16 protein-coding genes and 5 pseudogenes are annotated in these 18,812 nt (G+C 67.4%); 10 read left to right on the top strand and 11 right to left on the bottom strand.

Going from position 1 to position 18,812, the window contains the following annotated elements:
• Positions 1 to 94 precede the first annotated feature (94 nt).
• The 3 genes from EJ357_RS46500 (at position 95) to infA (ending at position 2,151) form a co-directional block, all read left to right on the top strand.
• Entirely contained in the window at positions 95 to 754 is a 660-nt protein-coding gene (locus tag EJ357_RS46500) for a nucleoside/nucleotide kinase family protein (RefSeq protein WP_126398745.1), read from the top strand.
• A gap of 384 nt (positions 755 to 1,138) precedes the next feature.
• Complete coding sequence (locus EJ357_RS46495) at positions 1,139 to 1,930, top strand: GNAT family N-acetyltransferase (protein WP_126398743.1); 792 nt, start codon at positions 1,139 to 1,141, stop codon at positions 1,928 to 1,930.
• Complete coding sequence (gene infA, locus EJ357_RS46490) at positions 1,927 to 2,151, top strand: translation initiation factor IF-1 (protein WP_093909198.1); 225 nt, start codon at positions 1,927 to 1,929, stop codon at positions 2,149 to 2,151. Before EJ357_RS46495 ends, infA begins: the two co-directional genes overlap by 4 nt.
• Here infA and EJ357_RS46485 read toward each other — a convergent pair.
• Positions 2,148 to 2,594: a hypothetical protein gene (locus EJ357_RS46485; protein ID WP_126398741.1), complete on the bottom strand. Its 447-nt coding sequence runs from the start codon at positions 2,592 to 2,594 to the stop codon at positions 2,148 to 2,150. The genes infA and EJ357_RS46485 overlap by 4 nt on opposite strands.
• A gap of 48 nt (positions 2,595 to 2,642) precedes the next feature.
• On the opposite strand from EJ357_RS46485, the pseudogene EJ357_RS46480 reads away from it, so the two are divergent.
• Positions 2,643 to 3,536: pseudogene (locus EJ357_RS46480) on the top strand (oxidoreductase).
• A gap of 613 nt (positions 3,537 to 4,149) precedes the next feature.
• Here the strand turns inward: EJ357_RS46480 and EJ357_RS46470 are convergent.
• Positions 4,150 to 4,896, bottom strand: a complete 747-nt coding sequence (locus tag EJ357_RS46470) for a phosphotransferase family protein (RefSeq protein WP_126398739.1) — start codon at positions 4,894 to 4,896, stop codon at positions 4,150 to 4,152.
• Between the two features lie 450 nt (positions 4,897 to 5,346).
• Here EJ357_RS46470 and EJ357_RS46465 point away from each other — a divergent pair.
• Positions 5,347 to 5,608 (top strand): annotated as a pseudogene (locus EJ357_RS46465) (hypothetical protein); the annotation flags it as partial.
• A gap of 7 nt (positions 5,609 to 5,615) precedes the next feature.
• Here EJ357_RS46465 and EJ357_RS46460 read toward each other — a convergent pair.
• From EJ357_RS46460 to EJ357_RS46450, 3 genes are all read right to left on the bottom strand, one after another.
• Positions 5,616 to 5,900, bottom strand: a complete 285-nt coding sequence (locus tag EJ357_RS46460; RefSeq protein WP_126398737.1) for a DUF3027 domain-containing protein — start codon at positions 5,898 to 5,900, stop codon at positions 5,616 to 5,618.
• Between the two features lie 171 nt (positions 5,901 to 6,071).
• Entirely contained in the window at positions 6,072 to 7,301 is a 1,230-nt protein-coding gene (locus EJ357_RS46455; protein ID WP_126395305.1) for an IS701 family transposase, read from the bottom strand.
• Between the two features lie 71 nt (positions 7,302 to 7,372).
• A protein-coding gene (locus EJ357_RS46450; protein ID WP_407698457.1) for an IS5 family transposase occupies positions 7,373 to 8,301 on the bottom strand; the annotation gives its coding sequence in 2 pieces (ribosomal slippage) (positions 7,373 to 7,858 and positions 7,861 to 8,301; 927 coding nt in all).
• A 111-nt stretch (positions 8,302 to 8,412) separates the two neighbouring features.
• Between EJ357_RS46450 and EJ357_RS46445 the strand changes: the two genes are divergently transcribed.
• Together EJ357_RS46445 and EJ357_RS46440 are read left to right on the top strand one after the other, a co-directional pair.
• The gene (locus tag EJ357_RS46445) at positions 8,413 to 9,078 is read left to right on the top strand and encodes a nitroreductase (RefSeq protein ID WP_126398733.1); all 666 of its coding nucleotides are present in this window, start codon (positions 8,413 to 8,415) and stop codon (positions 9,076 to 9,078) included.
• An 88-nt stretch (positions 9,079 to 9,166) separates the two neighbouring features.
• Positions 9,167 to 10,396, top strand: a complete 1,230-nt coding sequence (locus tag EJ357_RS46440) for an IS701 family transposase (RefSeq protein WP_126395305.1) — start codon at positions 9,167 to 9,169, stop codon at positions 10,394 to 10,396.
• Positions 10,397 to 10,578: 182 nt separating this feature from the next.
• Here the strand turns inward: EJ357_RS46440 and EJ357_RS46435 are convergent, their stop codons facing one another.
• The 3 genes and pseudogenes from EJ357_RS46435 to EJ357_RS46425 form a co-directional block, all read right to left on the bottom strand.
• A complete protein-coding gene (locus tag EJ357_RS46435; protein ID WP_126398730.1) occupies positions 10,579 to 11,310 on the bottom strand; it encodes a DsbA family protein in 732 nt (243 codons plus the stop codon).
• A gap of 231 nt (positions 11,311 to 11,541) precedes the next feature.
• A pseudogene (locus tag EJ357_RS46430) lies at positions 11,542 to 12,822 on the bottom strand (IS701 family transposase).
• A gap of 276 nt (positions 12,823 to 13,098) precedes the next feature.
• On the bottom strand, positions 13,099 to 14,319 hold the full coding sequence (locus EJ357_RS46425; RefSeq protein WP_228472828.1) for an alpha/beta hydrolase family protein: 1,221 nt from the start codon (positions 14,317 to 14,319) through the stop codon (positions 13,099 to 13,101).
• Positions 14,320 to 14,724: 405 nt separating this feature from the next.
• On the opposite strand from EJ357_RS46425, the gene EJ357_RS46420 reads away from it, so the two are divergent.
• On the top strand, positions 14,725 to 15,159 hold the full coding sequence (locus tag EJ357_RS46420; protein WP_126398728.1) for a VOC family protein: 435 nt from the start codon (positions 14,725 to 14,727) through the stop codon (positions 15,157 to 15,159).
• A gap of 77 nt (positions 15,160 to 15,236) precedes the next feature.
• Here the strand turns inward: EJ357_RS46420 and EJ357_RS49970 are convergent.
• Positions 15,237 to 15,582 (bottom strand): annotated as a pseudogene (locus EJ357_RS49970) (IS5/IS1182 family transposase); the annotation flags it as partial.
• Positions 15,583 to 15,875: 293 nt separating this feature from the next.
• Positions 15,876 to 16,157, bottom strand: coding sequence for a winged helix-turn-helix transcriptional regulator (locus tag EJ357_RS46415; protein WP_228472827.1), 282 nt, complete (start codon positions 16,155 to 16,157; stop codon positions 15,876 to 15,878).
• 227 nt (positions 16,158 to 16,384) lie between these two features.
• On the opposite strand from EJ357_RS46415, the gene EJ357_RS46410 reads away from it, so the two are divergent.
• Both EJ357_RS46410 and EJ357_RS50395 read left to right on the top strand, forming a co-directional pair.
• On the top strand, positions 16,385 to 17,275 hold the full coding sequence (locus EJ357_RS46410; RefSeq protein WP_126398724.1) for an NAD(P)-dependent oxidoreductase: 891 nt from the start codon (positions 16,385 to 16,387) through the stop codon (positions 17,273 to 17,275).
• 300 nt (positions 17,276 to 17,575) lie between these two features.
• A pseudogene (locus tag EJ357_RS50395) lies at positions 17,576 to 17,887 on the top strand (transposase); the annotation flags it as partial.
• Between the two features lie 104 nt (positions 17,888 to 17,991).
• Here the strand turns inward: EJ357_RS50395 and EJ357_RS46400 are convergent.
• Entirely contained in the window at positions 17,992 to 18,741 is a 750-nt protein-coding gene (locus EJ357_RS46400) for a transposase family protein (RefSeq protein ID WP_126387557.1), read from the bottom strand.
• Positions 18,742 to 18,812 lie beyond the last annotated feature (71 nt).

The raw sequence follows: 18,812 nt of genomic DNA, 5'->3' as shown, positions 1-18,812 counted from the left end.
CGGGACGCCTCGCCAGGACGTCGATAAGGTCAGGCACGCGGCGGAGCGGCCGGGCAGACCGGAGCCGTGTCCTCACTTCCGGAGACACGTTGCGATGCGTCTACATCCAGGCGAGACCGAAGCCGTTGACTGGCGGGCGGTGGCCGTGCTCGACGCCGTCCGGCAGCTGCGCGACGCATCACCCGACGTCACCGGACGTCCGCGGGTGATCGCGATCGACGGCCGGGGCGGCGCCGGCAAGACGACCCTGGCCGCGCGGCTGCGCAAGGTGGTGCCCAACTCCGCCATCATGCACACCGACGACATCGCCTGGAATCACGCCTGCTTCGACTGGGGTGCCGTACTCGTCGAGAACATCCTTCAACCCCTGCACCGGGGTGATGCGGTCGACTTCCGCCCTGATGCCTGGATCGCCCAGGACCGGCCCGGATCGATCACCGTCCCTGCCGGTGCGGACTTCATCTGGATCGAGGGCACCGGAATCATCCGCGAAGAGCTTGCCCCGTGGTTGGACGCCTCGGTGTGGATGCAGGGTGACCTCGATGAGCAGGAGCACTTGTTGGCCGTACGCGACGGTGACTCCTCCGAACAGCGGGAGCACGTGGCGAACTGGCTGCTGGAGGAACTGCCGTTCATGCTGCGAGAACAGCCGTGGGCCCGAGCCACCATGAACGTCGCCGGCCCTGCGCAGATCGACCACGACCCGGACACGGCGTTGGTCGTCGCCCCGCCGACCAACGCCTACTGGCCCTGACAAAACCGCCTACCCCCAAGCCGGACCGGTCGCGAGCGGTGATCGACTCCTCTCATCTCCTGGCCGCCCGACCGGGCCCAAAGCGCTCCTGGCTCGTCGAACTCCACGGCTTCTTCCTCTCGTTGACTTGCAGCCTCATCTGCTGGAGACGCCCCCAGAAGCCCGGATCGCGATCGCTGTCGCGTTACGAGCTCATGGGAAATCGTTTGAGCAAGGCGGTCCCCCGTTGCTACTTTCGCGGTGGACCGTGAAGTCGTCGTATGGAGGTGAGCCCCGTGAACACAGTTACCCGTGGGTGCTCCCTCAACCCGTCACGGTCCGGCGGCTGACATTCGGTGTCGCCGGGAGCGCCTGAGATCGAGGCTCTCCTGGAAGGGGACTCCGATGAACACGAAGCCTTTCACATCTGGCCTGAGCGAGAACGCGGTGATGATCACGCGCGTCGCGGACAGGCAATGGCATGCACTGGATGACGACCTGGTCGTCGGCCGCGGGCATGCGGAACACCGGCCCGACGGACGCTTGTTCATCAGCATCGACGCTTGGCACGACGCCACCTTCGACCGGCTCGCCGAGGCGATGCTGGCGGAACTGCCGGCGCCGCTCTACACGGTGGTCGACGAAGCCGATGTCGAGCTGACGGCCGGCTGGCGGCGGGCCGGTTTCACGATCCGGCGCCGCGAGTGGGAGTACGCCGTGCCGACCGACCCGCGGGTCACCGGGCTCGAAGCCGTCGTGCCGCCTTCGGGCGTGACGATCGTGCCCGCCGGTCAAGCGGACGAGACTCTGCTGCGGGCGGTCGACCGCGCGATCCGTGACGAAGTCGAGGCGACCGTCGGGTGGCAGTCGATGCCCGCGGAGGTGATTTCCCGTCCCGAAGGCGACACCATCGTCGACCCGTCGAAGTACGCGGTGGCCGCGGCGCCGGACCGCTACCTGGGTCTGATCCGGGTGGTGCCGGTGAACCGGCCGCGCATCGGGCTGCTCGCGGTCCGGGCCGGCGAGCAGCGCCGCGGCATCGCGCGGGCGCTGCTGGCCCACGCGCTGGGGACGCTGCACAGCTCCGGTTTCGCCGCGGCCTGGACCGAAGTACACGAGTCCAACCGAGCGGCCTCGGCGCTGTTCGAAGGCGTCGGCGCCCGGCCGATGAGCAGCAACCTGGAGCTGGTGCGATGACGAAGAACAAGAACGTCATCGAAGTCGAGGGCAAGGTCGTCGAGTGCCTGCGCAGCGCCATGTTCACCGTGGAGCTCGAGAACGGCCACCAGGTACTCGCGCATATCAGCGGGAAGATCCGCAAGAACTACATCAAGATCGTGCTGGAAGACCGGGTGCTGGTGGAGCTCCCGCCGTACGACCTGACGCGCGGCCGGATCGTGTTCCGGTACCGGAACTAGCGGCGGTCGGCATCTTCCGCGGCAGTTGATCCCAGAGCCCCGGTCACGGCGATTCCGTGACCGGGGCCCCGACGACGGATCGCACGGTCGCGCGCGGAATGCGTCGCCGAGTGGCCGGACCCGGTGACACAGGGGAAGCCGACTGTAGAGAGGAACTCTCGCGCGCCGAGGTCGGAGAGGGAGGCCGGCAGGATCTCCTGCGGGAGACGGTGGACCGCCGCAGCTCCCCAGACGTCCGTCAGCCAAACCGTCGTGGGGTTCAGGGCCACAGCCGGCAAGTCCGCAGGAGCCAGCCTCGTGCCGGTGCCCACCAGACTCTTGAGGAAGCGGCCCGGTGTTTTCCTGCCGGCGCTCTGATTGATCTCGACAACGCACACTCCGTCGGTGGAGGCCAAAGCGATGAGATGGCCCGAGCGCACGCCGCGACGGATGTACTCGGGCATGCGGGGCAGATCCACTTCGCCGCCTGCGGCTCCGGCAGGGCGCCATCCTTGAGGCCCCTGATCCACCTGCGTCGTGCCGGACGCGTCAGTGGGCTCGGCATCGCCACCGTCGACGCCCTTGCCCGAGCCCGCACCCCCGTCGTGCTCGCCGTGCGCAACCCCGGCCGTGGCGAGGCCGCCGCCACGACCGTCAAGGGCGCCCGCGGCACGCTGGAGGTCTGCCGGCTCGACGAGGCGGACCTCTCCACGATCCGAGAGTTCGCCACCGCCTGGCAGGGCGACCTCGACATCCTGATCAACAACGCGGGCGTCATGAACACCCCCGAAAGCACCACCAAGGACGGCTTCGAGACGCAGTTCGCGACCAACCACCTCGGGCCGTTCGCCTTGACCAACCTGCTACTGTCGCACATCACCGCCCGTGTCGTGAGCCTCTCCTCCAACGCGCACCGCATCCCTGCCAGCACCCGCATCAACTTCGACAACCCAAACCTGACGGGCAAGTACAACCCCGACGGGCGCCTACGGCCAGTCCAAGCTGGCCACCCTGTTGTTAACCCTGGAACTCCAGCGCCGCCTCCCCGCCGCCGGCTCCCCCCGTGCGTGCCATGGCCGCACACCCCGGGTGGGCCAAGACCAACCTGACCAGCAACGACCCCAGCGCGGTGCGCCGCTTCGCCGTGAACGCGGCATCCGCATTCATCTCTCAGGGACAGCACGGCAGGCGCGCTACGGACCTTGTGCACCGCGACGCAGGACCTGCCGGGCGCCAGCTACGTCGGCCCTGACGGCAGCGGCGAGCGCACCGGCGCCCCCACGCTCGTCGGTCGGGCCAGGACGGCCAGCGACCCGGGCTCCGCCCGCCGCCTGTGGACCCTGTCCGAGGAACTGACCGGCGTCACGTTCCCCGACCGACTGCCCACCGCGACGACCATCGCCTGATGCGGTGGCTCGAAGGGTGAACCGGCTGCGGCCCCAACCAGGCCCATGTCGGTGACCATGCTGTGCTTGCGGCCCACGAACTTCTTGCCGGCGTCGCGCCACGGCTCAGGTTAGGGATGCTGGTGGCGGTCTTCACGCTCTGCGCGTCAGTCACGCAGGCGGACGACGCGGTGTACCGGCCCGACCGCGTACCAACTCCAGGGGATCCAGCGGAGCGGGTGGGACCGCTGATGCCGATCAGGTGGGGCGAAGCTCAGGCCGTTCTCGTCGAGAGCATTGAAGACGGTCACCCGACTCGTCTCGAAGACGAAGCTGACGTCGACGTTTCCCCGAGCCAGATCCCTGCCTGTCCACTCGAGCAGTTCAACCCCTTTGAGAGAGGCCCCGCAGAGCGTGCAGTTCAGGAACGACGCAGCCCGAGCGAAGGCCGGTGGGCCACTTCCCAACTCATCTGCCGGGATAAAAGGTCGTCCCGCCAATCCGCGACGTCCGGGTCGTGAGCGTCTGGATATTCGCAGGGGTGCCGTGCGGGATTCTGTTCGTGCTGTACACCAGAATCGCCGGCCCGCTCGATGTATCAGAACGCAGTCACAGCAGCCAGGCCCGCGCAGCCTCACATCCGGGATCGCAGCACATCGACCTCACAGCCCGGCGCGAAGGGGTCGAAGCCGTGTTCGATCAGCCAGCGAACTATCACCAGGCTTCGCAACGACCACCACGCGTGGATCACGTCGAGGTCGATGTCCGTGCCATAGCCGGCGATGACGTCGTCGAGGTGCTCCTCATGTCCGAGCGTGAAGGTGGCGAGGTCGTACAGGGGATCACCCTGACCCGCCTCGGACCAGTCGATGATGCCGGTGACCTCATCGCCGTCGACGAAGACGTGCGCGATCTGCAGATCGCCGTGTGTGAAAGCCGGAGTCCACGGCCGCAGCGCGGCCTCGGCGACCTGGCGGTTGCGGGTGACCAGGTCGTCGGGCAGAACGCCATTGGTCACGAGCAACTCGCACTCGTCGTCGAGTTCCGCCGCCAGCGTGACGATGCTCCGGCCTGCCCGGCCGGGCCGGGGCGGCAGGGGCGCTGCGTGCAGCCTCCGGATGGCGGCGCCCGCCGCGGCCCACTCCGCCGGTGACCCGGTCGACGGCCCGCCGAGGCGCCCAAGCGTCGTCCCGGGAAGCGCGGACATCGCGAGCACGTGCGGCTTGCGCCACAGGACCTTCGGGGTCGGGACCGGCGCGAGAGACATCGCCTCGACCTCGGCGTCGATGCGCGCCTGATCGACATCCACCTTCAGGAAGACATCGCCGACGCGCAGGGTCGCGCGCTCGGAATGGGCGACGACGACCTTGACCTCATCCATGGGCGACCAGTATCCCGGGGATTGCCATCGACGTCGCCGGGTTTATCGCGTGCGATCGCGCGGCTGCCGCGTCCCGCTACCCGGCGGCCTCCTGCACGACACCGACCGCTGACCAGGTCAAGCCCACCACGTTTGTCAGGAGTCGTAGCCCGCATCGTCCTCCAGCCGAATTCTCCACAGAGGCCAGGTCACAACGCCCTGGTTGGCCACTGAACGTGCACGGTGCGATGCGTACGTCGTTCTCGAAGTTCGGTGGGACTTTTCGAGACAGGTGACGCTGATTTGGTGGTTGACACCACCCGGGGGAACGCCGAAGCCGTACAGCATCTCTGCTGTCCCCGTTCCCGCGGCCGCAGAACGCTGGCATCGAGCCCCGTGATCATATGGCTCAACGGCACCCACGGCGCAGGGGCGGTGCTGAGCCGGGCCCCTGGTTGAGCCATTGCGCACCGCTACCTGCGCTCGCTGCACCCGGCGGACGTGCGGAACGCGATCGTCTGCGACAACTACTCACCCCACCTGACCACCAAGCGGTGCCAGCGGGTCGGGACCTGGGCGGCGGCGAACAACGTCGAGATCGCCTACACCCCGACCAACAGTTCCTGCCTCAACCGGATCGAGGCCCATGATCCGCCGCTACATCATCTGGCGGAACAACCACGCCGCAGATGAGCGCCTGGGCAAGGTCGTGACCAGAGCCAACGTCGCTTGACCGACCGCTACCCGAACGAGCCGTCGGCGCGACCGGCGACGTTCTCGCAGCCGTCGTGCTCGAACCGCACTCGCCCATCGAATGACGAGCCCGGGTTGCTGCACGCCCCGTAGTCCTGGCCGAGTTGCCCGCTCAACGCGATCCAGAAGAGGCATCCTCCGCACTGGGCGTCATACCACTCGTCCCTGTAGCCGGACTGGGCAGTCGAGCGGTTCAACGACGCTTGCCAGCGCGCATGACACCCATCGTTGTGATCTTGATCGTCACCCGTCCAAGGCTCATCAGCGGCCACTCTCGATGCCTCTCCGCCTCCGTTTGATCCGAGACCGTCATTCCCGGCGCTTGCTAGTAGTGCTTCGTTAGGTTCTGGTTCTGCTTGGGGTGAGGGGGCGGCCGCAGGTGGTGCAGGTACCGTCCCAGCAGCGCAGCAGGTCCTGCAACGCGTCGAGGACCTGGTAGAGACTCAGGCTGTCGTGCGGGCTTTTGGGTCGTAACGCCGCAGGGTGAGGAAGGCCTGGGCGGCGGTGACGAGGGTGACGTGGTGGTGCCAGCCGCGCCAGGTGCGGCCCTCGAAATGGTCCAGGCCCAGCCCGTGCTTGAGCTCGCGGTAATCGTGCTCGATACGCCAGCGCATCTTCGCAAAGCGCACCAGGTCGGCGATGGGGGTGGTGGCGGGCAGGTTGCTCATCCAGTAGCCGGTGGGTGCGTCGGCGTCTTCGGGCTGTTCCACCAGCAGCGTCCGCAGCGGCAGCACCCCGTCCCACCGGCCGCGTCCACCGGCCTGTTCCTGCGCGGTGCGGGTAGCTTCCTTGCCCGAGGGCCGCACCTCAAGCACCGCAAAGCGTGAGGTCATCGTTCCTTTGCTGCCTTGGCGCCAGGTGACGGTTTCGAAGCGGGCGTGCGCATCGATGAGCTGGTGCAGGGGGCGGGCCGGTTCGCGATAGCGGGGCAGTGTGGGCGGGCCCAGGCCCTGGTAGGGCGGCAGATATGGGATGGCATTGGCCGGGCGGGCGATCTCCTTGGGCTCGACGGCCATGATGTAGGACCAGCCGCGTTCCTCCAGGGCCAGGCGGAAGGCGACGCTGCGGCCGTAGCCGGCATCGGCCACGAGCACCGGCACCGACGGCAGCCAGTCCGCCAGCCTCTCCAGCAGCCCCAACGCCAGACGCGGCTTGGTCACATGCCCGATCTCGTCGGGCACGCCCGCAGCCGTGCGCCGCGGGAGGTCGTGGGCCCATTCCTCGGGCAGGAACAGCTCCCACTCCAGCGGGCAGGAGGCGGTGTCGGTGGCGGCGTGCACGCTGACGGCGACCTGGCAGTTGGCCCGTTTGCCCAACGCTCCGCAGTACTGCCGGGCTACCCCGACCGAGGCCCGCCCGTACTTGGGAAACGACACGTCGTCGATGACCCACACATCGGGCTTGACCACCTCGACCAGCCGCTCGGCGATCCGCCGCCGCACCGGCGTCCACTGCCATGGCGACTGGTTGACGAACTGCTGCAGGGCCTGCATGTTCCCGTCCGGCAGCCGCTGGGCCATCGGCTGGATCGACTTGCGCCGGCCGTCCAGCATCAACCCCCGCAGATAGCACTCGCCCTTGGCCCGCTGATCCTTGCGCGGCACCGAGGCGAACACATCGGCCACGAACAGCGCCAACGCGGCCCGTAATCGGTTCACTTCATGCGTGTCCACACTTCCAACATGCTCTTGATCAGCACAAACGCATAGACCTAACGAAGCACTACTAGGCAGTGTCCTGGCGATCACGAGTGGAGCCAGATGACGAGCGCGGCTGCGGTAGCGGTTCCGAGGTAGACGTAGCCACGCTTGTCGAACCTGGTTGCAACCGCGCGGAAGGCCTTCAGTTTATTGATCGCCCGTTCGACGGTGTTGCGCTTCTTGTAGCGGTCCTTGTCGAAACCGGGCGGTCGGCCCCCGGAGCTGCCGCGTCGGACCCGGTTGGCTGCCTGGTCGGCCTTCTCCGGGATGACGTGCCGGATTCCGCCTCTGCGTAGGTAGCGGCGAGTTCGGCGGTTGCTGTACCCCTTGTCGGCACCGACGCTGTCGGGCTTCGTACGTAGCCTGCCGCAGGCCAGCCGTGGCACGCAGATCCGGTCCATGACCGCCTCGAACTGGGTGCGGTCGGCGCACTGCCCGGGCGTGATGACCAGCGAGAGCACCCGGCAGCGGCCGTCCGCGCTCAGGTGGATCTTGGTGGTGAACCCGCCGCACGCCCGGCCGAGCGCCTCACCTCCCTCACCACCTCCGCCGGCCGGTCGATCAGTTCCGCCCAAACCCGAGCGGCTCTGACGGCCTGAGCGGAGCCCCCTTTGATGGCGGGCGGCGGAGCGTACCGGGCGCCGGCAGCGTGGTGGTGTGCGCGCACGGACGTCGAGTCGACCGAGACGTCCCAGTCGATCTCGCCGGCCGCGTCCGCCTCGGCCTGGATCCGCCGCAGGAGCCTCTCCCACGTTCCGTCCGCCGACCAGCGGCGATGCCGCTGGTGCACCGTCTTCCACGGTCCGTATCGCTCCGGCAGATCGCGCCAGTGCACGCCCGTGCGGATCCGGTAGAGCACCCCGTTCACGACCTGGCGGTGGTCCCGCCACCTGCCACAACGCCCATTGCTGACCGGTAGAAGCGGCTCCAGCCGCTTCCACTGAGCATCCGTCAAGTCGCCTCTGTCTCCCACAGTCCTATCAACGATTGGACTGATCGTCGGGACGCCCCAACCCCCGGCGATGCTCGGTACTGACGGCTGAATACGGTGGAGGGGCCCGGTTGAATGAGAGGACGCGAAGACGTGGATGTGTATGAGGCCGTGGACAGTCGCCGGGCCGTGCGGGCGTTCAGCGATGAGCCCGTGCCCAAGGAGGTACTCGAACGAGTGCTGACCGCAGCGACGCGGGCTCCGTCCAGCGGGAACCTCCAGCCGTGGCATCTGTACGTCGTGACCGGTGAACCCTTGGCGGAACTCAAGCGGACCGCGACAGCCAGGGCACTGGCGGGGGACCCCGGCGAGGAGCGTGAATACCCGATGTACCCGGACGGGCTGGCCTCGCCGTATCTGGACCGCTTTGCTGCTGCCGCCGCCCAGCGGTACGAATCGCTGGGGATCGAGCGCGACGACCCAGACCGGCCCAGGAAGATCGCCACCTTGAACTCGGAGGCGTTCGGGGCGCCGACCGTCCTGTTCTGCTACCTCGACCGGGCGATGGGGCCCGGACAGTGGGCTGACGCGGGAATGTACCTGCAGACGGTCATGCTGTTATTGAGGGCCGAGGGGCTGCACAGCTGCCCCCAGGTGATGTGGACCGTGTACCGGGAGACTGTCAGCCGGGCAGTCGGAGCCGATGACGGACTCGTGCTGTTCTGCGGCGTCTCAGTGGGGTTCGAGAAGGAGGGCGTGCCGCAACTGCGCACCGGGCGGGCGGACATGACGGAAACGGTGAGCTTCATCGGAGTGTGACCGTTGGACGGCCGAGATCGACAGGACAGGCCCTAGTAGTGCTTCGTTAGGTCTATGCGTTTGTGCTGATCAAGAGCATGTTGGAAGTGTGGACACGCATGAAGTGAACCGATTACGGGCCGCGTTGGCGCTGTTCGTGGCCGATGTGTTCGCCTCGGTGCCGCGCAAGGATCAGCGGGCCAAGGGCGAGTGCTATCTGCGGGGGTTGATGCTGGACGGCCGGCGCAAGTCGATCCAGCCGATGGCCCAGCGGCTGCCGGACGGGAACATGCAGGCCCTGCAGCAGTTCGTCAACCAGTCGCCATGGCAGTGGACGCCGGTGCGGCGGCGGATCGCCGAGCGGCTGGTCGAGGTGGTCAAGCCCGATGTGTGGGTCATCGACGACGTGTCGTTTCCCAAGTACGGGCGGGCCTCGGTCGGGGTAGCCCGGCAGTACTGCGGAGCGTTGGGCAAACGGGCCAACTGCCAGGTCGCCGTCAGCGTGCACGCCGCCACCGACACCGCCTCCTGCCCGCTGGAGTGGGAGCTGTTCCTGCCCGAGGAATGGGCCCACGACCTCCCGCGGCGCACGGCTGCGGGCGTGCCCGACGAGATCGGGCATGTGACCAAGCCGCGTCTGGCGTTGGGGCTGCTGGAGAGGCTGGCGGACTGGCTGCCGTCGGTGCCGGTGCTCGTGGCCGATGCCGGCTACGGCCGCAGCGTCGCCTTCCGCCTGGCCCTGGAGGAACGCGGCTGGTCCTACATCATGGCCGTCGAGCCCAAGGAGATCGCCCGCCCGGCCAATGCCATCCCATATCTGCCGCCCTACCAGGGCCTGGGCCCGCCCACACTGCCCCGCTATCGCGAACCGGCCCGCCCCCTGCACCAGCTCATCGATGCGCACGCCCGCTTCGAAACCGTCACCTGGCGCCAAGGCAGCAAAGGAACGATGACCTCACGCTTTGCGGTGCTTGAGGTGCGGCCCTCGGGCAAGGAAGCTACCCGCACCGCGCAGGAACAGGCCGGTGGACGCGGCCGGTGGGACGGGGTGCTGCCGCTGCGGACGCTGCTGGTGGAACAGCCCGAAGACGCCGACGCACCCACCGGCTACTGGATGAGCAACCTGCCCGCCACCACCCCCATCGCCGACCTGGTGCGCTTTGCGAAGATGCGCTGGCGTATCGAGCACGATTACCGCGAGCTCAAGCACGGGCTGGGCCTGGACCATTTCGAGGGCCGCACCTGGCGCGGCTGGCACCACCACGTCACCCTCGTCACCGCCGCCCAGGCCTTCCTCACCCTGCGGCGTTACGACCCAAAAGCCCGCACGACAGCCTGAGTCTCTACCAGGTCCTCGACGCGTTGCAGGACCTGCTGCGCTGCTGGGACGGTACCTGCACCACCTGCGGCCGCCCCCTCACCCCAAGCAGAACCAGAACCTAACGAAGCACTACTAGTGATCCTCTCACTGGCAAACAGGTCGAAGTTTGCCTGATGTGGCACTAGGAATGCCTATAGGGCTTACAGAGCGGTGTCCTCCCACTCTCGGGGCTGGTCGTAGATCCGCTGCAGCAATTCGGCGAAGGCATCGCTCTCCAGGAGGAGGGCGTTGTACTGCAGCGGGATCTGCTTGTCGTTGATCACCGCGGTGGGTGTGCCGGGGCCTTCGGGTTCCTTTGCTCCCCCGGCCTTCTCGTAGGCCTTCTGGGAGGCCGTAACGAAGGCGCGGTACTTCATGGATTTCACGGCCGCGTCGAACTGTGGACTGCGCAAGCCCTTGATCTTGCCGGCCAGTTGAAGCAGGTAGGCGTCGGTGTAGCCGTCGACGCTCTCCTCGGGCTGGTTGGCGTAGAGCACCTCGTGGTACTCCACGAACTTGCCTTCCTCCAGCGCGGCGCGCAGCGCGTTGACCGCCTTCTTCGACCCGGTGCCGCCGACCCGGTCGTCCAGGAAGGATGCGAGGGTGTACTCGACTCTGGCCCAACGGTCCAGCATCGCCTCCTGCAGTTGCGGACCGCCGCCGGTGGTCTCGAACTCCTCGCAGTACGGACAGCGGGGATCCTCATACAGGTGCACCTTCACTGGCGCTTCGGGGTCGCCGACCGAGATGGTGATGCCGTCCGCGCCGAGCCTTTCCGGCAGTTCCTCGGCGCTCGTGAAGTCAGCCTCGTGCTCCGCCGCTCGCTGCCCGCACCCTGTCACCACCAGCACTGCGGCCGCGCACACCGCAGCCCACCAGCCCCCACGCCCCATGCGTCATCCCCTCCCCTGAGAACAGCGCGACATTAGATCATCGGTACGAAAAACGCACGATCAAAAGCGATGTTCAGGTACTCCGGGGCGCGGGCTCGGAGAGGATCGGCACGCGCAGTTCCGGCAGTGCTTAGTCCGCACTGCTGGTCGGGAGCGGGTGGAGTATGGGCTACGTTCCTTGGCACATACGCCGTCACGGGCACGCCGCGCGTTCCACGCTTGAGGACGGCTTCACGGTGGCCAGGGATGACTGAACGGCACAGATCGCGCCAGCGAGCGCCGCGCATCCGCACACGCCGTACCGCACGCAAGAGGCCGTCTGCAGCGTCGGCACGGGGTCCGGCCTCCGGCCGCGCCGAGCGCGGCCACCTGCGCCGTGGCCTGCGCTTCCTCCGGGACGGTCAAGGAGATCGGGTCGCTGCCGCGGGCCGGGTGGGGCCGGTCGGCGGGCGGGTCGGGGGCCGTGCCGGCGGCGACGGCGGTCAGGAAGGCCAGAGCGAGCATGGCGAGGTTGGGGTGCCGGTGCCATGAGGTCCAGTGCCTGACGTGGTAGTGGTCGAGTCCGATGTGACTCTTGGCGGCCTGGCAGCATTCCTCGACGCTCCAGCGGATACCGGCGACGCGGACCAGTTCGGCCAGTGTCACCGCGGTGGGTGACCAGCAGAGGTAGAAGGCGAGTTCGCCGGTGGTGCAGTTGCGGCGGATCAGCAGATGGCGTTGGCTGCCGCTGCCGATGTGGATCCTGGCCCAGTCGTAATGGCGCGGGCCCTTTGCACCTCATCCGGCACTGTGCGGTTGCCACGCCGGGGCGGGCAGGCGGTGTGCGAGGACGTCGGCGCGGATGACGGTGCGGCCTTGGTCGATCCGGACCCGGGTGGAGCAGGCGACGGCCAGTACGTAGCCGATGCCGCGTTCCTCCAGGGTAGGCCGCAGGTGGGGGTCTTGGCCGTAGGCTTCGTCGCCGGTCACCCTGGAGGCGGTGATGCCGGCGTCCAGCGCGGCAGTAATCGTCTCCCCGGCCAGGCGGGGCTTGGTCGCGAACTGCGCTGCCTCGGGTATCCCGGCCTGCTGGCGGCGTTCGGGATCCGTGCACCAGGAATGCTGGGGCAGGTAGAGCCGGCGGTCGATCAGAGCCCGTCCCCGTTCGGCGGCCGGGGCGGGGAACACGCCCACCTGGGAGTTCTCGACGCGTCCTGCGATGCCGGTGTACCGCCGTTGCACGCCTGCCGAGGCGTGACTCTTCTTCACGAAGCCGGTCTCGTCCACGATGAGTACCGCGCCGTCGGTGCCGAGATGGTCGGCGGCACAGGAGCGCAGGTCGTCGCGGACGGCATCGGCGACCCAGCGGGCGTAGCGCAACAGTCACTGCATCGGCCCGGGCCGGGCGAATCGGGCCTGCTCGGCCAGCTGCCAGCAGTTCTTCCGCTCGATACTCGACAGCACCCCGAGCAGATAGGCGCGGGCGGCCACTCGTGGCTCAACTCGCCCGTACCGTCCCGCGATCCGGGCCATGACCTGGTCGAACATCGCCTGCCAGCGGGCAGGGTCTACGCTTTGGCCCACAGCCACCGCACGATCTTCAGGAGTCCACCCAACCCCCGATGATCACGCGGTGGCCGACCCGTCCGCACCCGCGTCCGTGTGCAGATGTTGTCACCAAGGAGAGCAGCCGATCTTGCTGGTCTGTCAGCGGTTGAGGCAGGGTGGTTGTCACGGGTAAGCACGCCGCTTGTCACCATCAGCGCGGCCAGCACGGCATAGTCACCCGATGCACCTGCCACGTTCACGTCACTGCTGGCGCAGCTCACCGAACCAGCGCACGATCGACGACGTGGCCGCGACATTGGATCCCAGGTGACGGGATCCGTGGTATTCGACAGCACCAAGATCAACGACCGGGGCGTCCACGCCTTTCCTGAACAGAGCAGCCCGGCAGCGCTCCGTGTTGGCGTTGACGGCCTGCTCGTCCCCAGTCGCCATATAGAGCCGGACCGGGGCACGGGGAGCCCAGTCCGTGCATACGGCATCGGTTGTGCGCAGCGCTGCTGCCAGCGGCCCCGTCGGATGTGCGAGCAGCTCGCGGCCGTGCTCGGTCAGCAGCTCGTCGACAGTGCCCGGGGTACCCCGCATCAGCTGCTCCCCCGTGTGCGCGCCGTCGAAGAGCGCCTCGACGGTGCTGTCGTACGGGGCTCGGAAGACCTCGCCGGGGCTGTCGTAGATGTCGTGGAGCCGTTGGAACGCCACCAGGGTGTAGGCCGCGTACACCACACCGGACTTGGGTTCCACCTTGCCGTCGAGCAAGGCGGGCAACTCCGTTCCACCGAAGTCGTATGCGCCGCTGACCGGTGCCAGCGCGCCCAGTCTGAACCAGCGGTCCTCACCCGCCTGAAGAGCCCGGCTGAGCCCCAGTGCCGCCGAGGCGCCCTGCGAGAAGCCGGTGACCATAACCTCCCGCTCCAGCACATGTCCGGTCCGCGGCACGAAGGCGCGGGCCGCCCGCAGCATGTCCAGGGATGCCGTGGTCTCGGAGCCAATGTCCATCCACGGGTGCAAACCGGGGCCCTTGCCCATCCCCAGATAGTCGGGCGCCACACCCGCAGCACCCGCCGAAGCATGCGCGATCACCGGCGCTGACACGAAAGCGCCGCGCCGCATGGACGGGGAATCGTCCTTGTGACTGCCAGTGCCGTGCGCGAAGGAGACGGCCTGCAACCGTCTTTCACTGTTGAGCGGGAGCACGAGCAGCCCGCTCGCCGTGGTGGGCCGTCCGTGCGGATCGACGGTCCGGTAGACCAGCCGGTACGCGACCACGCCGTACCGGACGGTGCCGTCTTCGAACCCGGCGCTGCCCAGCTCGGCAGCCACCGCCCGCGGGGTCGCGAGCGTGTACAGCTTCTCGGCGGAGACCAGCACGCCCCGGCCACGCTCCTCGCGCTGCGCCTGCGCCTGCGCCTGGGCATGGGCGGTGGGCGCAGGGGCGGCGGTGGCGACGGTCGGCCCGCTCAGCATCAGGCCGCAGCAGACGACTGTCCCTACTGCCCAAAGGCCGCCGCGGTACCGCGTTGCCGTGCGCGAGGATGGTGAGGCGAAGATGACCACAAGTTCCTCCAAACATGGCGCGTCAAAAGCCAGTTCAGCCTCACGCGTTCCGAACTTCGACGCACTGGTGGAGGCCCCCCAGGTCCACCTGGTGCCTACCCCCGTTCGCGTTACCGCCCGAAGGCGTCGGCACCATGCTCTGTTTCGGCAGGTGCATCTGACCCTGCCGATCCCGCACAGGTCTCTCCTCGATGCGCCTGCTGCGATCCTGGCGACAACAAGTCCGTCTGCGCGACAACCATCGTGCCTGGGCTCAGTCCACCGTAAGATCGCGAAGTCGGACTGGAGTACCAACTCCCCTGCTATGGTGCGCCGATGTCATCGATCAAGCAGTTCCAAGTCACTTTCGACTGCGCAGAACCTGCGCGCCTCGCCGGCTTTTGGTGCGAGGTCTTGGGGTATGTCGTACCGCCAGTCCCGGAGGGGTTTGCCACTTGGGAGGACTACCATCGCTCGCTCCCGCCTGAGGATCAGGTCACGTACTTCGCGTGCAGTGATCCCTCGGGTGCAGGCCCGCGCCTGCTCTTCCAGCGCGTTCCCGAAGGGAAGATCGTCAAGAATCGGGTGCATCTCGACGTGCGGGCCGGCACCGGACTCGTGGGTGAAGAGCGCCTCGCCACATTGGAGGCCGAATGCGCACGACTGGTCGCGCTCGGTGCGGTACACCTGCGAACACTGCTTGCCGATGAGGACAACGAGTCGTGCATTGTGATGCAGGACATCGAGGGCAACGAGTTCTGTCTCGACTGAGCCCCCTCCGCCACTGCGAGGTTGGGGGCCGTCTCCCTCGGGTTCTCCTGAAGGTGATCTCATGGAGAGGGCTAGAGTCATATTGTGAGGGCATGGTGGTGAAGTCGGCTGATGCCGAGCATCGCCGTGTGAATGCCCTCGCCCATCAGACGCCAGTCACGAAGGATCTTCCATATCCCCACCGCGCGAAGACGTGCTCGACGAGGGGCCTGGACCTTTCGAGGGGGACATGTTGTGCTCCTCCTTCCATTCGGGCACTTCGGTCTTGCAGGGTTCGTGGCGGTGCGCCATGCCCAAGCCGGTGCCCGGGTAGCCACCGTCCGCGATGACCGTGGTCCGGCCGACGGCGACGACCAGTCGGGAGTCGCCTTCGGTGACGACCTGGCGGTTGGTTGCGTACCTGTAGCTCTTCGACTGCTTGGCAGCCGCAGGGGGCCAGGGTCCCGTCGACGATCTTCCGGAGGAAGTGTCTACGACCGCTCCCGCACGGGCGCAGTCGCGTTCTCGCGGAGCAGTGCAGCCGCCAGACGAGTCAAGAGCCGTGGCTGAGTCCTTTGAACGGGGCTGTCCAGGACGTCTCTGGTGCTGTGATCACACCGCCGCGATGGGGATCGTGGCACATCAAGATCGGTGGTGAGGCGCCTTCCGAGGACCGGACAGTAGGCGCAGAGACCGAGGCGTCGCGGCCGCCTTCTCTGCACTTTCGTGTGGCAGGCTCACGGGAGCGCTTCCAGACGCTCTATGTGGTCCTCACCCCACTGGCCGAGTGGGGTGAGAGCGGCAAGGAGCGAGTGACCGAACTCGGTCAGTGAGTACTCCACCTTCGGCGGCACCTGGTCATGGACCTCGCGGTGCACCAGGCCACTGGCCTCCAGTTCCCGAAGTTGCAGGATCAGCATCCGCTCACTGATGCCCACCACCGTCCGGCGCAACTCGCCGAAGCGCAGCGGCCCCTCGCCGAGCCAGAACAGGATCAACCCCTTCCATTTCCCTCCCATGACGTCGATGGCAGCGTCCAGGCCACAGGTATAGCTCCGCTTCCGCACCAGCACTCCCCCTAACAAAACTGTGGGTACCAGACAGAATTGTAGGTACTTGTAGAAATGTTGGCGCCATCGCAGCATGGATCAGGCGTCGCACCGAGAGGACAGCAATTCCGTGCGATACCGACTACTCGACCCGTTTCACACTCCAGTTACATCGGCATCAGGCAGGAGCAGAACGTATGACCGGGTGCCATCGCACTCCCGTGACCGTCATAGGGCTGGGCTCGATGGGCAGCGCATTAGCTGGAGCATTCATTGACGCCGGACACCGGACCACCGTCTGGAACAGGACAGCATCGAAGGCCGAACCACTCGTGTCCAAGGGCGCCGTTCACACGCAGACTGTGGACGAGGCAGTCGCGGCGAGTCCGCTGATCATCGCCTGCCTGACCACGTACGAGAACACCATCGAGGCCCTGGAACCGGCCGCTGCCACCCTCCAGGGTCGGGCCCTTGTGAGCCTGAACAGCGGTTCGCCGGCCGGTGCCCGTCAGATGGCCCAATGGACGCTCCGGCACGGCGCGCGATACCTCGACGGGGCGATCAAGAACGTGCCGTCCGCCGTCGGAGCTGAGGACACTCTCCTGTATTACGGCGGCGACAACACCGTCTTCGACGAGTTCGCGTCGGCGCTGCGGGTGTTGGGCGGCGACACCGTCTACCTCGGTACCGATGCCGATCTCGCCGCCCTGTACGAAATGGCCGTGGGCGGCACCCTGTTGCCCGCGCTCGTCGGCTTCTTCCAGGGCGCGGCAGCAATGCAGGCGCGTGGCCTTGAGGTGGCCTCGATGGTGCGGTTCAGCATCAAGTGGTTCGAGATGATCAACTCGGTGCTGCCGGTCTTCGCTGAGGAGATTGACCGCGGCGACTACAGCAAGCCCGGGTCCTCGGTAAATCTGTTCCTGGCTGGAGCCGCCCATGACGAGGAACTCGGCAAGGAAGCGAACCTCGACATGGAGTGGCACAAGCCCTTCCATGACTTGCTGAAGCGAGCCGTCGAGGCCGGCTACGGCAACCACAGCATCTCCGCCCTGACAGAGATACTCAAGAATCCGGCCCCGAACGCATAACCCGCTACCCGCACACAGCTGGGGCGCGCGTGGAGATCTGACGAACGAGCAATGGGCCGTGCTGGAGCCGTTGTTGCCGAAGGGAAAAGGCCCGGGCGGACGCCAATAGCCTGATCACCTGGGACCTCAACGTCGACTCCACGGTCATCCGTGCCCACCAGCACGCTGCCGGGGCGCGGAAAGGGGGACCTTCACAAGGAGCCGCCCGGCGGTGTCGTCGCCGAGCCGGCCGACCATGGACTCGGACGCTCGCGCGGTGGCCCGACCACCAAACTGCACCAGGCCGCCGAGCAGCGGCAAATGCCCATGTCGATCGTCATCACAGCGGGGCAGCGGGGCAATTCCCCGCAGTTCGAGGCCGTCCTGGGCCGTGTCCGGGTTCCCCGGTTGGGGCCGGGCAGGCCGCGCACCCGGCCGAAAAGGGTCCGCGCGGACAAGGCGTACGCCTCCCGCAAGAACTGCGCCTACCTGCGGCGGCGTGGCATGCGCTGCACCATCCCGGACAAGGCCGACCAAGCCCGCAACCGCAAGACACGCCGCTCCCGCGACTGCCGGCCGCCGGCCGCCGAAGTTCGACCCGGCGACTACAAGGCGCGGCATGCAGTGGAGTGCGGCATCAATCGCCTCAGAAGACACCGCGCCGTGGCAACGCGTTATGACAAGCTCGCGGTCCGCTACGAGGCGACCGTCCTCGTCACGGCCATCAATGAGCTTCTTCAGCGTTGCAACTCCAGTGTGAGGACGGCCTTGGCGATTGACGTCATGCGGTTGGGGCTGCAGCGGGACCTGCGGAAGATCCGCCAGGACTTCAGGCGGGCGACTCCGCGTTCGACGGGTGCGCGCGCTGCGGCCAGGGCACGGTTGCGAGTCTTCTCGGTGGGAGTCAGTTTCTTCAGGGGCCTGCGTTTGATGCCCGTAGTCAGCCACGGACCGGCGCCCTGGTAGGCGAGATCGGCCACGATCGGAACGCCCTGGCGCTCGCAGATCCGGATGATCCGGTGGGTGCGGGCAGCGGTCAGGTCGTGGGTGCGGCCCGGCAGGGCGGGCGAGAGCCACAACAGCCGGCCGCCGGGATCGGTGACGACCTGCACGTTCACGCCGTGGCGCCGGTGTTTGTGGGAGTAGTCGGCCCGGCCGTCGCCGACCCGGTCGCACTCGGCGAGAGTGCCGTCGAGCAGGACGAAGTCGGGATCATGCTCGCGCAGCGTCTTCAGCAGACCCGGTGCACGGGCGGCGAGGAGGTCGACGACTGCGCTGGTGTAGGCATGCACGGTGGACTCGCTGATCCCGAACCCGGCAGCGATCTTCGCCAGAGTGATGTGCTCGCGCAGGTACACCAGTGCCACCATCGCTCGCTGGGACGGACGGAGCTTGCAGCGCCGGTCGCCCTCACGGGTGACGATCAACATGGTGACCCACTCCACGAGTGCATGCGGCAGGTCAAGTGCGGCAGGATGGACGACCAACGAGGCCCCCGAGCAACGTGATTGAGACGTCAGACATCTCGATCAACAGCCCGGGGGCCTCGCTCGTTGCG

Origin of the sequence: Streptomyces cyaneochromogenes (genome assembly GCF_003963535.1) — a bacterium.
In the GTDB taxonomy this organism is placed as follows: domain Bacteria; phylum Actinomycetota; class Actinomycetes; order Streptomycetales; family Streptomycetaceae; genus Streptomyces; species Streptomyces shaanxiensis.
Note: the sequence above shows the minus strand (reverse complement) of the source record. Positions and strands in the feature narration are given on the sequence as shown.

Coding starts and splice junctions, on each gene's coding strand:
- infA (WP_093909198.1), top strand. CDS start 1,927: ATGACGAAGAACAAGAACGTCATCGAAGTCGAGGGCAAGGTCGTCGAG.
- EJ357_RS46485 (WP_126398741.1), bottom strand. CDS start 2,594: ATGCCCGAGTACATCCGTCGCGGCGTGCGCTCGGGCCATCTCATCGCT.
- EJ357_RS46435 (WP_126398730.1), bottom strand. CDS start 11,310: ATGGGGCGTGGGGGCTGGTGGGCTGCGGTGTGCGCGGCCGCAGTGCTG.
- EJ357_RS46495 (WP_126398743.1), top strand. CDS start 1,139: ATGAACACGAAGCCTTTCACATCTGGCCTGAGCGAGAACGCGGTGATG.
- EJ357_RS46500 (WP_126398745.1), top strand. CDS start 95: ATGCGTCTACATCCAGGCGAGACCGAAGCCGTTGACTGGCGGGCGGTG.
- EJ357_RS46420 (WP_126398728.1), top strand. CDS start 14,725: ATGTCATCGATCAAGCAGTTCCAAGTCACTTTCGACTGCGCAGAACCT.
- EJ357_RS46425 (WP_228472828.1), bottom strand. CDS start 14,319: ATGCTGAGCGGGCCGACCGTCGCCACCGCCGCCCCTGCGCCCACCGCC.
- EJ357_RS46470 (WP_126398739.1), bottom strand. CDS start 4,896: ATGGATGAGGTCAAGGTCGTCGTCGCCCATTCCGAGCGCGCGACCCTG.
- EJ357_RS46410 (WP_126398724.1), top strand. CDS start 16,385: ATGACCGGGTGCCATCGCACTCCCGTGACCGTCATAGGGCTGGGCTCG.
- EJ357_RS46415 (WP_228472827.1), bottom strand. CDS start 16,157: ATGGGAGGGAAATGGAAGGGGTTGATCCTGTTCTGGCTCGGCGAGGGG.